Genomic DNA, 13826 nt, shown 5'->3' on the forward strand with positions numbered 1-13826 from the left:
CCCGCAAATAGCTTGTCGATTTGTAGCCTGTCGTTTTGCCTGGTCGCCTGCATAGACGCGTCGCAAGATTGGTTCGCGGCTGAAGCCGCTCCCACAAAAACCCTCGTTCCTACGCTTGCTGGCGGCAAGACTCGTTACCCTCTGTAGGCCTTTCGGTCATTGCGTGTTTGATGAGAGGGCCTGCAGGCCCGAATCAAGCTTGCGGCGAGCGATCTCCGAGCGCGACTCACTTCGGCGGCGGTCGACGCGGCAGCGGTTTCTTCGGCTCCATGGTGCCGAGATCCCAGTCCTCTGGCACGAACGGTGCGCGGACTTCGGCAATGACGGGATAGCCGCCCACAGCAGCCTCATCATCGATAATGTGACCACGACCTTCCATCACGTTGGCCACAATTCGGCGGTCAATGTCATCGCGATCCCAAGGCCTCGCACCGGCTTCGGCGACCACCCAATCCTCGACCTCACGCGCCGACATCACGCGAACACCAGGCGGCAACTTCGGCGCGACCTTCAGATCGATCAACTTGGCGCGACCGGCGTTATAGCGCCCCAGCTGGGGCAGGTCGCGACCAATGCGATCAAACGCCAGATTGTCGTCCAGAAATAGTTCGAGATCCCCAGAGCCCCCAAACATGAACAGGGCGAGCGGCTCAGTAGACGGGCCGGCGCGCAGCACATTGCCGCGGACACTGATCTGCCCCGTCAAGTATTCATGCCCATACCATTCTTCCGCGATCAGGTTGTAGTGAATCGCGCGCTGTCCGGGGTCATAGATCAAGTTGTTGATGACCTGCCCACGAGTACCGCCCTTGAACAGCGGGCTCCGCTCATAGTTGTGCGCGTACAGATTGCCGATGATCACAATGTCGGTGACGTTGTCATGAATCAGGCTGCCCTTGCTGTGCTCGCCTTTTGCATGAATCGAATGCGCCAGTCCCTCTGCAAGCAGGTTGTGCGAGAACGTGATGCGATGACTGACAAATTCCCGCCATGCGTCTGGCCCGTCACCAATGAAGCGGGCACCGGACGCGGAAAGGTTTTCGTCGCTCGCCCAGGTCAGTGAGTTGTGATCAATGATCACATCTTTCGCACCGGCGACCGTGGTGATCGCATCAAAGTCGACGCCCGCGTGCTTCTTCAGACCGCCCTCGCCCGGCCGGATATGGAGATGCCGGATCACCACGTCATGCGTGGCAATGGTCAGCCCGCCTTTGATCAAGGTAATTCCTGGGGGCGGCGCTGTTTGTCCAGCGATGGTCAAGAATGGCTCAGTAATGGCCCACTCAGCAAGGCGCAGGTCAATGACACCAGCGACTTCGAACACGATGATTCTGGGGCCTTTGGTGTTCAGCGCTTCCTTGAAACTGCCAGGCCCATCGGTCGCGAGCGTGGTCACTCGCAGTACCTGCCCGCCGCGCCCGCCTGGTGTCTCGGCTGCCCAACCAACAGCGCCAGGAAACGCCCGTTCTGCGGCTTCCACGCGGGGCATCAGCCCCCAAATCGCGAGCGCGGCAGCAATCAGAACGAGCCAGCGCTCCAGTCGGCGGACGGGATCAGCAGCAGGCGTCGACACATGCTGGTGGGAACGGCGTTGGGAGATCGGGTTCAAGGGCATCTCGGACATGTTCAGCGGCCTTTGGTTCTGTGGCAAAGCATGGCAGTGGTGCAGTGCGCGTTGTAAATGACACCGGTTTCCTTTATACAGGAAACCAGCTTCCAGGTCTGCGCCCGGCCGTCCTGGATGCCTGACTGGAGCTTAGACGTGACCGAGTCGTATCGCGTAACTGAAACCGTGTCCGAGAGCCTTGGCGTAGCGAGTCGGTTTGTTGCCGCCCGCCGGGGTGCTTTGGCATTGACCCACTATCCCGGGCCGCTGCCGGAGAATCTGGAAACGGCCTACCAGCGCCAAGATCAGGCGATTGGCTTATGGCCAGACCAGCTCTGTGGTTGGAAGGTCGGGCGCATTCCCGATCTCTGGCTTGCGCGCATGGGCGAGGATCGCTTGATGGGCCCGGTGTTCCAGCGCCAATGTCTGTGGCTGCAGCCCGGGCAAACAGCCGAGCTCCCGGTGATCCAAGATGGCTTTGCCGCGGTCGAGGCCGAATACATTTTCGTGCTGGGCACCGACGCCGACCCCCAACGCTCCGACTACACCCCCGAGGAAGCGCTGCAATTGGCGGGCAGCTTTCATATCGGGATCGAACTGGCGGGTAGTCCCTTGGCGACCATCAATGCCCTGGGCCCGGCCATCGTAGTGTCTGACTTCGGTAACAATGCCGGGGTGTTTGTCGGCCCTGACATCCCATCGTGGCATAGCCTTGATCTCCTCCGGCTGAACTGTTCGACCTATGTCGACGGCGCGTTGGTGGGGCAAGGCGGCGGCTGGTTTCTGCCCGGCGGTCCAGCGGCGGCACTGGCATTTGCTCTCAATCGGGGCGCGAAGCGACACCGCCCCCTGAAGGCGGGCATGCTGGTGTCAACGGGCGCTGCCACCGGAATCCATGACATTCTCCCGAATCAGCAGGCGCGCCTGGTATTTGACGGGATCGGCGAACTGACAGCGCGCGGCATTCCGGCAACACCGATGCCCGAGGCGGAGGCATCATGACGCCTTCCCGACGCACGTTTCTGCTCGGGCTTGCGGGTGCGGCGTGCCTCACCGCACGACCTGGCGCGCAGGCGTCTCAGACGGGCAAGCGGCTCGTCGCCAGCGATGTTCACGTGTCCGACTATCCGAGCGTTGAAGCGGTGCGCTGGATTGGTCAAGAGCTCGCGCGCGCAACCGATGGTCGCCTCAGCATCGAGGCCTATCACTCCGGACAGCTGGGTCGTGAGCTCGATCAGATCGATATGGCACGCCACGGTGCAATCGATATCACCCGCGTCTATACCGGCGCACTCAACAACGCGTTTCCGCTGACGATTCCGCTCGGCCTGCCGTATCTGTTTCAGTCCAAGGCGCATTTGCGTCGGATCATCGATGGCCCGATTGGCAAGCAAGTGCTGGACGGATTCAACGCCCGCGGCCTGGTCGGCCTGGCGATCTTCGACTGCGGTGCGCGCTCGGTGTACAGCACCAAGGGCCCCATTGTGCGGCCTGCCGATATGGCTGGCCTGAAGCTCCGAATTCCGCCCTCCGACATCTTCTTGAAACTGATGAGCGCGCTCGGCGCCAATCCGACGCCCTTGCCTTACGGCGATGTGTTTTCAGCGCTGGAGACACGCCTGATCGATGGTGCCGAGAACAACGTGCGCAGCTTCCAGAGCAGCCGCCAATTCGAAATCGCGCGCTATTGGTCGGAGACTGAGCACTCGTTCGCGCCCGACGTGCTCTTGATGTCAGGTCGCAACTTTCTCGCCCTGTCGCCTGATGACCAGGCCCTGATTCGCGAACTTGCAGCGCGCTCTGTGCAAGTGTTTCGCGACCGCTGGGACGCTGGCGAAGCCGAGTCGCGTCGGACGATCGAATCGGCCGGGGTCCAGATTCAGGCGGTTGACCGCGAGGCCTTTGTGGCGGCTTCGGCACCGGTACTGGCTGAGTATCGGCAACACCCGGATTTGGCAGACATGATTGCAACGATCGGCTCCGAGGCAGACTGATGAACACCGACGCGAACCGAGGCCTGCAGAAGCTCGATCAACTCGCAAGACTATCCAATGGCGCAGCCGCGCTGGCGCTCGCTGGCATGGCCATCACCCAAACCTGGCAAGTGTTCGCGCGCTATGTACTGCACCATGCCCCGCCGTGGACCGAGCCACTTACCCTCATTCTATTGGCCACAACGCTGGCGTTCGGTGCAGCCGCTTCAGTCCATCAGCATGGGCACTTTCGGTTCCCGCTGTTGGTCGCACTGCTGCCGATGTTCTGGCAGCGCGCATGCCATCGGCTGAGCGCCGCCTGCGTGCTTGTGATTGGGGTTGCCATGACCATCGGCGCCGGCACCCTTGCCGTTGAAGGTTTCGATATTCGAATGGCCGGCACCATGCTGCCCCAGAGCGCCGCGTTCGTGCCCTTGGCATTGGGCGGCGCACTGATGGCGTTGTTTGCGCTGCCGCAGATTTGGTCCGGGCAAGGTGCCGCGTCATGAGTGATGTGCTGATTCTGTTTGGCAGTTTTGCGCTGCTCCTGATGCTGGGCGTGCCCGTTGCCTATGCATTGGCGGTTGCGTCGGCATTGACGATCTGGCATCTCGATCTGCCGTTGATCCTGGTCAGTCAGCAGTTGGGGGCCGGTGCGGGCAGCATCACGTTGATTGCGATTCCGCTGTTTATCTTTACCGGTGAGCTGATGCTGCGCGGTGGCATCTCGGAGCGGCTGATTGGTCTGGCGGGCAGTCTGGTCGGCCATCTGCGTGGCGGGCTCGGACAAGTCAATGTGCTCTCGAATCTGTTCTTTGGCGGCGTGTCGGGATCGGCCATTGCCGACGTGTCGGCGGTCGGTGGCGCGATGATTCCGCAAATGGTCAAACGCGGATTCGATCGCGATTTCGCCGTCAACGTCAGCGTCAGCGCTGCGCTGGTGGCCCTGTTGGTGCCCCCTTCGCACAATCTGATTCTGTATTCGGCGGCAGCCGGAGGCGGGTTGTCGATCGCTGATCTGTTTGCCGCAGGCATCGTGCCGGCGCTGATGATGACGGCCGCGATGATGCTGACCGGCTGGTGGCTCGCGCGCCGCCGCGGCTATGCCGTGGAAGCCTTTCCGGGTTTTGCGGTGGTGTTTACCCGGTTGGTCGCGGCGCTGCCCGGCTTGTTGCTGGTGATCTTGATTTTTGTCGGCATTCGGGCCGGCATTTTCACGGCGGTTGAAAGCGCTGCGGTGGCGGTCTGCTATGCCTTGATTGTCACCGTGCTCGTCTACCGGAGCCTGCGCGGCCCGGCACTGATCGATGCGTGTTTGCATGCCGCAAAGACGACGGGCAATATCCTGTTTGTCATCGCCGCGGCCGGGCTGTTTGGCTGGCTGCTCGCTTACCTGCAGGTTCCGGCGCTCGCAGTGTCTGCCTTACAGGCGATTGCCGATACACCGATCACCGTGCTGCTCACCATCATCGTGACCTTGCTGGTGCTTGGGACGTTCATGGATCTCGCACCGTTGATCCTGATCTGCACGCCCATTTTTCTGCCGGTTGCCAAGGCATTTGGGATCAGCCCGGTCCACTTTGGCGTGGTCTTGATTCTCGCTGGCGGCATCGGCTTGATCACGCCGCCGGTGGGCTCCGTGCTGTTCGTGGGCGCTGCCATTGGCCGGATCGAGATCAGCCAGGCGCTGCGCAGTATCTGGCCGTTCTATCTCGCTGCGGGCGCGGTGCTGCTGTTGGTGACGCTGTTTCCAGCGTTGTCGCTGTGGTTACCGGCCGCGTTGCGGTCCTGATGCATCAGTCCAACTGGCCCGACTGCTAGACTATGCCGATCCCGCCCAGACGCCCGCGCATGAGTCGACGAACTCGAATGGCCACAATCGACCCGACGCCACCCGACGCGCGCGCGGAGCCTATCGCAGCCAGGTCCTTCGGTAGCGGCGCGACCACAATCAGCGATATTGCGCGGTTGACCGGCGTTTCGAAAAAGACGGTGTCGCGTGTTATCAACGGCTCGGAACTGGTGCATCCCGAGACTCGGGACAAGATCAAAGCGCTGATGACGGAACTCAACTACACGCCCGATCCCCAGGCGCGTGGGCTGGCGTTCCGGCACTCGTTTCTGATTGGTCTGGTGTTTGACAATCCGACCGCGCAGTACATCGTCAACATGCAATACGGCGTGCTCGATGCACTCCGCGATTCGGGCTTTGAACTGGTCGTGCATCCTTGTGACAGCAAGCGTGCCGACTACATCGATGGGATCCGCCATTTTGTGCAACGTCAGAAGCTCTATGCGGTCATCTTGATCCCGCGTGTCTCTGAAGACCAGGCGCTTGCCGAAATGCTGCAGGACCTGGGCGTGCGCTATGTGCGTATTGCATCGGTGGCCCTGGACGATGCGAGCCGTATGGTCATGACCCATGATCGGCGTGCCGGCAGCGAAGTGGCTGAATATCTGGAATCACTCGGGCATCGGTACGTGGGTTTGATCACGGGCCCGAAGCGATATCGCTCGTCTATCGAGCGCGGCGGCGGCTTCCGCGACGGTCTGGCCCGGCGCGGCATCGCACTGACCGACGAAGCAGTTTACGAAGGCGGCTATACCTTCGAGTCTGGCGTCGCGGGCGCCGAAGCGCTGCTGCGCCGGGAGCCCCGCCCGACCGCCATCTTTGCGTGTAACGACGAGATGGCGGCCGGCGTCTACAAGGCGGCGCAACGGATGGGTCTGTCGATCCCTGGCGATCTGACGGTGATCGGCTACGACGACAGTCCGTTGGCGAGCCAACTCTGGCCGCCCTTGACGACCATTCACCTCCCCGTTCGCGAAATTGGCCGGCAAGCGGCGAGCTTGGTGTTAACCAAGGATCGCCAGTCGAATCCGGAAGGCAACGCGGCCATCACGGTCAGTCCCCATCTCGTAATCCGCGACTCAAGCCAGCCCCCAAGGGAATGACTGGTTAGGGAGCCTCTGAACAAGTTCAGAGGCGATGCGGGCCGTGGATGGCCCGCCCAGAATCAAGCACGCAAGTGCTTGATTCTGGAGCACTGAGTCCGGACATGTGCCGGACTCAGTGCGGGTCTGAAAGTCCAGGATGGACTTATTCAGACCCTCCTTAGAGCGATTGATCGTGGCTGTGCAGAAACGCGGGGCGCCTCCTCGAGTTCTTGGGCTTGGCAGACACAGAGGTCTGCCCCTACGGGATTGGGGGCTGGGCTGCCATTGCGGCGGGACCAACCGTCTTTGCTTGCTCAAACGCTGCGATCCGGGCAAAATGACACCGGTAGTCATTTTGGAGTCAATCATGTTTCAGCGCGTTGTGCATGCCACCCACCCGGACATGATGGCCGGAGCCAGTAACGATCAATTGCGGGACCGATATTTGTTGCCGGACTTGTTTGCGCCGGGCGAGGTTCGCCTCGACTATCTGCATTACGAGCGCTTCGTGGTCGGTGGCGCTGCCCCAACCACTGCTGCGGTCGCGTTGCCCGTGCAAACCGAGCCCAATTCCGCCAAGGGCAAGGCGTTTCTCGAGCGTCGGGAACTCGGCATCGTCAACATTAGCCAGGGCGTTGGCTTTGTGACCGTGGATGGCGAGCGCGTTCGTCTGGCACCCAAAGATGGGCTTTATGTGCCCATGGGCAGCCAGGAGGTGCAATTTGAGTCGGAAAGCGCGGACAATCCGGCGCGCTTCTATCTCGTCTCGACACCAGCCCATGCCCGTTATGCGCTGAAACACATTTCGATTGAACAAGCAGTGCCGTTACAGCGCGGTGGCTTGCAAACGTCCAACGAACGCACCATTTACCAGTACATCGTGCCCGCAACGTGCCAGTCCTGCCAATTGCTGTTGGGACTGACCATCCTAAATACCGGCAGCGTCTGGAACACCATGCCGCCGCATCTGCATGACCGACGTTCCGAGGTGTATTTCTATTTCGACCTAGCCGATCAGCGCGTCATGCATTTCATGGGCGACCCGGCTGACATGCGCCATATCGTGGTCGCAAACGAGCAAGCGGTGGTGTCACCGCCGTGGTCGATCCATATGGGCTCCGGCACGCAGAACTACAGTTTCATCTGGGCGATGGGTGGCGAGAATCTCGACTACACCGACATGTGCCAACTCGATCTCTGCCAGCTGAAGTGACCGTCTCATGACGATTTCCTTTGCTCTGACCGGACAGGTCGCTCTGGTGACTGGCGCCAACAAAGGCCTGGGCCAGGGCATTGCGCTAGCGCTCGCTGAAGCGGGTGCCGATATTGTGGCAACCTGCAGCACCGATGCGAGCGACACCGTCGCCAAAGTCGAAGCCCTCGGCCGCCGTTGCCTGGCGCTGAAGGCGAATCTTACGAGCACCAAGCCGATCCCCGGCTTGATTGCCGATACGTTGAATCAGTATGGCCGACTCGACATTCTGGTCAATAACGCCGGCACCATCCGACGCGCCGATGCATTGGAGTTCACCGAAGACGATTGGGATGCGGTGATCGACCTAAACCTGAAATCGGCGTTCTTTCTGGCTCAGGCGGCTGGTCGTCATTTTGTCCAGGTTGGTCGCGGCAAGATCATCAATGTGGCATCCATGCTGAGCTTTCAGGGCGGCATTCGCGTGCCGTCGTACACGGCGAGCAAATCGGGATTGGCCGGCATCACGCGCCTGCTGGCGAACGAATGGGCCAGCAAAGGCATCAACGTGAACGCGATTGCCCCCGGCTACATGGCGACCGACAACACCGAAGCATTGCGCAACGATGCGCAGCGCAACCGCGATATCCTGGCGCGAATTCCTGCGGGGCGGTGGGGCATTCCTGCTGACTTGGCGGGCGCGGCGGTGTTCTTGGCATCGCCTGCATCCGATTATGTGCATGGCGTGGTGCTGCCCGTGGACGGCGGGTGGTTGGCGCGCTAACGCAAGCCTGAACCGACTTTGGGCCTTACGGACCCGGTTGCGCGGTGATCCCCCTGTCAACACACGCCCTTCGCACGCAGGTCAATGCCGTAGCGTTTGTCCTCAACCATGATGTGATCACGCAGCCACGCTTTGAGGAACGCGGCGAGTTCGTTGACCACGCTGCTATCACCGCCTTCGTAGCGGCGTTGAAAGCCAGCGATCTGATTGCGGAAGTGGCCGTGATCATGACGATGCTCAGACAGACCATCGTAGCTGTGGCACTGCATCAAGGCCTCTTCAAACGTGAAGTGCAGCGTGACATAGGCGACGAGCTTCTTCAGAACCGTGCTCGTCAGGAGCCGATTGGTGCCACCGGCGGATGCCTGCAAATCGTTGATGGCATCAATCAACATGCGATGCTGACGATCGATGGCTTCAATCCCGACAGACAAATCCTGAGTCCAAACCAAGTCACTCATAGCATCGACCTCGCACGCTGATCTCAGCATTCTCGGGCAACGCCGCCGTGTCAGAGTTGATCGTAGTCAAGCGTTGCGCACCCCAACCGTCTCGGCATCGGGCCGCCCGTCCGCCGCGAGCGATGCCACCAAAGAAAACGCCCGCAACAGGCGGGCATTTTCCTTGCTGCGCTATCCCGAACGCGCCTGGCGGAATCGCCAGACGCGCGGGTTCAGTGGCTTACGAGAGATTCCGACCACGCTGCCAGGCAAAGCCCAGCAGCGTCAGCACCAGCAGGATGAGGCCAACTCGGTCCAGCGCCGGGACGGTGGCTGCGATGTTGATTCCCGTAGCCTGATTCGGTCCAACCAGATTCGGGTCATCGGTGACACGCACCGTTTCGTTGCTGCCGTTGCCATCCAGATCGGTATTGATCGTGCCTTGATTCAGGATGGTGCCGCTCGCATTGCTGTTGATCGTCGCCGGAATGGTGATGGTCACCGAAGCGCCACCCGCCAGCGTGCCGTCCCAATTGATCGTGTTCGCGACATTGGTGACGGTGCCGAGGCTGGCAGTGGGCGTGCCGCCGGTGATGCCAGCAGGCAACACATCCACGAACTCGAACCCAGCATTGTTCGCTTGCGCGCCATTGCCAGCGTTGGTCAACACGATCGTGTACGTAATCGCGCCACCCGGGACAAACGTGCCGGTCACCGACTTCGTGCCCGTCACATCCGGCGTACCGCTGACCTGAGTCTGATCGGTTGCCGAGTTGTTGGCCGGATTCGGATCACTGCCACCACCCGTGACGCTGATCGTGGCCGTGTTGGACACTGTCGCGTTGACCACGGCACCACTCAACACGCAGGTCGCCGTGTAGGTCACGGTATCGCCGACTGGCAACGACACCGTGTCACCAATGGTGCCACTGCCGCTCGCCGTGCAGGTCGCACTGCCGGTTGCCGCACAGGTCCAGTTGAAGCTCGCGCACTCGGCTGGAGCAGCATCGGCGACGGTCGCGCCGGCTGCACTCGGGCCACTGTTGGTGCCGACGATGGTGTAGGTCAGGGTCGCGCCAGGGGCCACGGTGGTCTGGCCATCGGTCTTCGTGATCGCCAGATCGGCGCTAACCGCGAGGGTGTCGGTATCCGTGGCGGAATTGTTCGCCGGCGTTGGATCTGAGACCCCCGCTGGCGCAGTCACCGTCGCAGTGTTGACCAGCGAACCAGTCGCCGCTGCACTGATCGTGCAACTGGCGGTGTACGTCACGCTGCCGGCAATGGGCAGATTCACCGTATCGTTGATGTTGCCAGAGCCTGAAGCCGTACAGGTGCCGCCACCTGCACCAACGCAGGTCCAGGTGCAGGTCAGCGCCGCCGGGAACGTGTCGGCAACCGTGCTCCCTGACGCAGCGCTCGGACCGGCATTGCTGGCCGTGATCGTATAGGTCACCGAGCCGCCCGGTGTTGCAGTCGTCACGCCGTCGGTCTTGGTGATCGCCAAATCGGCGTTCAATGCAATCGTGTCGGTATCCGTCGCACTGTTGTTGCCGGGCGTCGGGTCGGTCACACCGCCCGCAGCGGCAACGGTTGCCGTGTTGGTCAGTGACCCTGAGGCCAAGGCGCTGACCGTGCACGATGCGGTATACGTGACACTGCCGCCAGCAGGCAAATTCACCAAGTCGTTGATGTTCCCGGAGCTCGCGGCGGTACACGTGCCACCGCCCGCGCCAACGCACGTCCATGAACACGTCAGCGATGCCGGGAACGTATCCGCGACCGTGCTGCCCAGCGCATTGCTTGGGCCGGCGTTGCTGGCCGTGATGGTGTAAGTCGTCGAACCGCCAGGCGTCACGGATGTCACGCCATCGGTTTTCGTGATCGACAGGTCCGCCTCGACCGCAATCGTGTCGCTGTCAGTCGCCGAGTTATTGCCCGCGTTCGGATCCGTGACACCTGCCGGCGCCGCCACCGTCGCCGTATTGCTCAACGTTCCAGTCGCCGCCGCACTGATCGCGCATGAGGCCGTATACGTCACGCTGCCGCCCGCCGGCAGATTGGCCGAATCGTTGAGATTGCCACTGCCGGACGCCGTGCAGGTGCCGCCACCGGCGCCAACGCAGGTCCAGGTGCAGGTCAACGAGGCCGGGAAGGTATCAGCGACCGTCGCGCCCGGCGCATTGCTCGGGCCCGGATTGCTGGCCGTGATCGTGTAGGTCGCCGAGCCCCCTGCCACGACGCTGGTCACACCATCGGTCTTGGTGATTGACAGATCGGCTTGCGGGGTCAGGGTGTCGGTATCCGTTGCGCTGTTGTTGGGTGGATTCGGGTCTGTAATCCCGCTGCTCACCGTCGCCGTATTGCTGAGCGTACCCGTCGCGCTGGCGCTGATTGCACAGCTCGCGGTGTAAGTCACGCTGCCGCCAGCCGGCAGATTCACCGCCGTGTCGTTGATATTGCCGGAGCCAGACGCTGTGCAGGTGCCACCACCGGCACCCACGCAGGTCCAGTTGCAGGTAAGGATGGCTGGGAACGTGTCCGCCACGGTCGCCCCAGTGACGGGGTCGGGCCCCGCATTCGAAGCCGTGATCGTATAGGTGACCGACCCTCCAGGAACCGCACTGGCAACGCCGTCAGTCTTCGTGATCGACAGATCCGCCGACAACGCTCGGCAGGCGGTGATGGTCACATCGTCAACCGCCAAGCCAGCGAATTGCACCGAGGTATCGCTGTCCACATGAAACCGCAATTCTGTATTCAGACCCGCAAGACTGTCGGCCCGCCGCGAGAACACGCCCCAGCCCGCCGCGCTGCCAATGTTGACCTGTGGGTTGCCGGTTCCGGATGACGCACTGATATAGGTCGGGTCCTTCCAATCGAAGAGGCGCACCGGCGTGGCGCCACCAACTTGCTGGAAGTCGACAAAGAAGTGATCGAAGTTCGCCGTCTCGACCTGATGACTTTGCGCCCACGTCACGACCACGGGCGGGCTCAAGCCAGCCAAATTGACATTCGGCGAGAGCAAGTCCTGATTGCTGCTGGCGTTGTACGTGTTATCGAGATCGGTTTTCCAGCAGTTCACGCCGCTATTGCACGTTGAGAACGGCGCGATCGGATTCGCCGTGGTCGTTGCCACGGTTGCGGGCAGACCGAGCTCCCATTCGTCCTGCGCGCCTGAATGCGTGAAGCCGGCGGATCCCGACTCAAAATCGGTGGTGTAAACCGTCTGGGTCGTGAAGCCAGGCGCGCACGTTGGTGCGGGGACCGGCTCGCACACACGCAAGCCCCACGATGTGAGCGTGCCGCCGTTGGCGCCAGCGGTGTCGTCGCGCAGGTCCAGAGTCCACGTGCCACCGGCATTCTGGCCATCGAAATGCGACAACCGATACGCACCCGAGGTGCTGGCCGTGCCGGCCGTTGAATTGTTCTCCGGCTTCAATTGCGTACCGCGAAATGAGGTGAACGCCGGTGGAATTCCGGCCTCATCATCGAACACCACATCCATCTGGGTCTGGCCACCGGTCGCGGCGGCGCCAATGTCGGTAAACAGGCCGTTGTCGCTGCCTGCAGGCGAGCGCAAGTGCGCGTCGATGTCTTGCATCAGCGCATGATTCAGCACCAGATCGACGTCCAGATCGGCAATCCGCGGGTTGCCCGGGATCGTCAGCGTAGACGACACGAGTCCCGTACCCGGGCCAATCGTCTTCGGCACATCCGTCGACATGTAGGTGGTGCAGTTGACGCCTTCCTGGGTCGCCGGGCGCACACTGACGCTCAAATGGTAGGTCGAGGTGGCGCCACCAACGGCGGCCGACGCGGAATCCACAAATGCGAAGTAAGTACCGGCCGTCTTGACTGTCATGAAGAAGGCTTCCGACGGCAGATTCGGAACGGGCGAAACATCGCCCGTTCCCGCGTCGTCGACCACGAGAATCTGGTTGCCGGCATCGCCGAAGAGCGCAAAGCCCAGGCGGCCGTTCCAGCTCACGCCATCGCGTTCTGGATCCACATCCAGACTCAGAAAGACCGTATCACCGGCGTTTAGGGGAAAACTGAACCAGTCTTGCTCGGTCGCGGCTGCCGGGTTGCGGGTACCACTAACCCAGCCATTGGCGGGCAGGACATTGGCCGTAGCCGGCGTGTCATTCGCCTCGACTTCCGGCGTCGGCGCACCGGATTGCACGCGGAGGTGCAACTCGTACGGGCGCTCGGACGTGGTGCCAGCGGTAAAATCGTTGACCCGCAAGAAATAAGTGCCCGTGGTCGGAATGGTCGCACCGGCAATGGATGACGAGAGGCCCGCAAACGAGCCGTTGTCATCGTCGAATTCAATGAGTGTGGTGCCGTCCGACGCGAACAATCTGAGCTGGCTGTCGGTACTGCTTCCGGCTGACGCCGACGTCATCGTTGCCGCGTAGACGCGGTCACCCGCATTGGCGGTGAAGCTGTAGAAGTCAATATCGCCGTTCGGATACAGATCGCCCTTGACGACCAGATCTGTGCTGGCGAGCGGGCTCGCCGTGGCCGAAGTGCCATTCGGCTCCACTTCGCTGGCATAGCCTTGTCCAGCGGGGAAGATCGGCTGCGCGTACTTGAGGCCGGCGGGTAGCGTGAAAGGCGCCGCAGCGCGTTCAGGCACCTGACCCTTCTGTGCGCCATCGTCCAGAACCTGATTGATCTCGACCGCGGCCGAAACCGTGCCGCAGCACAGCACGCCCGCCCAGATCACTACCCGGCGCATCCATGCACGACCGTTCTCCAGGCTGCGCTGCGGCAGCCCGCCTGTTCCACTCGTCATAACCTTCCCCGCGTCAACTTGCCACAATGGCAATTCCCGATTCGCATCGTATCGTTGTGAAATCCCCTTGTTCAAGCACATTGTGAAGGATTTCGC

General features: G+C 61.7%; 10 protein-coding genes. 7 read left to right on the forward strand and 3 right to left on the reverse strand.

All coding sequences use genetic code 11. The features are described from left to right. Positions 1-226 precede the first annotated feature (226 nt). A complete protein-coding gene (locus C7S18_RS14180; protein WP_106892187.1) occupies positions 227-1624 on the reverse strand; it encodes a pectate lyase family protein in 1398 nt (465 codons plus the stop codon). 138 nt (positions 1625-1762) lie between these two features. Here C7S18_RS14180 and C7S18_RS14185 point away from each other — a divergent pair, with 138 nt between their 5' ends. From C7S18_RS14185 to kduD, 7 genes are all read left to right on the forward strand, one after another. Continuing rightward, positions 1763-2608, forward strand: a complete 846-nt coding sequence (locus C7S18_RS14185) for a 2-keto-4-pentenoate hydratase (RefSeq protein ID WP_240623901.1) — start codon at positions 1763-1765, stop codon at positions 2606-2608. Then, a complete protein-coding gene (locus C7S18_RS14190; RefSeq protein WP_106892189.1) occupies positions 2605-3600 on the forward strand; it encodes a TRAP transporter substrate-binding protein in 996 nt (331 codons plus the stop codon). Before C7S18_RS14185 ends, C7S18_RS14190 begins: the two co-directional genes overlap by 4 nt. Next, on the forward strand, positions 3600-4088 hold the full coding sequence (locus C7S18_RS14195) for a TRAP transporter small permease (protein WP_106892190.1): 489 nt from the start codon (positions 3600-3602) through the stop codon (positions 4086-4088). The genes C7S18_RS14190 and C7S18_RS14195 overlap by 1 nt, the downstream gene beginning before the upstream one ends. Next, positions 4085-5371: a TRAP transporter large permease gene (locus C7S18_RS14200; protein WP_106892191.1), complete on the forward strand. Its 1287-nt coding sequence runs from the start codon at positions 4085-4087 to the stop codon at positions 5369-5371. The genes C7S18_RS14195 and C7S18_RS14200 overlap by 4 nt, the downstream gene beginning before the upstream one ends. A gap of 59 nt (positions 5372-5430) precedes the next feature. After that, entirely contained in the window at positions 5431-6534 is a 1104-nt protein-coding gene (locus tag C7S18_RS14205; protein WP_106892192.1) for a LacI family DNA-binding transcriptional regulator, read from the forward strand. A 349-nt stretch (positions 6535-6883) separates the two neighbouring features. Beyond that, a complete protein-coding gene (gene kduI / locus C7S18_RS14210) occupies positions 6884-7729 on the forward strand; it encodes a 5-dehydro-4-deoxy-D-glucuronate isomerase (protein WP_106892193.1) in 846 nt (281 codons plus the stop codon). Positions 7730-7736: 7 nt separating this feature from the next. Continuing rightward, on the forward strand, positions 7737-8492 hold the full coding sequence (gene kduD / locus C7S18_RS14215; protein WP_106892194.1) for a 2-dehydro-3-deoxy-D-gluconate 5-dehydrogenase KduD: 756 nt from the start codon (positions 7737-7739) through the stop codon (positions 8490-8492). Between the two features lie 56 nt (positions 8493-8548). Here the strand turns inward: kduD and C7S18_RS14220 are convergent, their stop codons facing one another. After that, positions 8549-8953, reverse strand: coding sequence for a bacteriohemerythrin (locus C7S18_RS14220; protein WP_170113273.1), 405 nt, complete (start codon positions 8951-8953; stop codon positions 8549-8551). Between the two features lie 220 nt (positions 8954-9173). Next, positions 9174-13730 carry a proprotein convertase P-domain-containing protein gene (locus C7S18_RS14225; protein ID WP_170113274.1) on the reverse strand — a complete coding sequence of 1519 codons (4557 nt, stop codon included), beginning with the start codon at positions 13728-13730 and terminating at the stop codon, positions 9174-9176. Between the last annotated feature and the right edge of the window lie 96 nt (positions 13731-13826).

Source organism: Ahniella affigens (genome assembly GCF_003015185.1).
In the GTDB taxonomy this organism is placed as follows: domain Bacteria; phylum Pseudomonadota; class Gammaproteobacteria; order Xanthomonadales; family Ahniellaceae; genus Ahniella; species Ahniella affigens.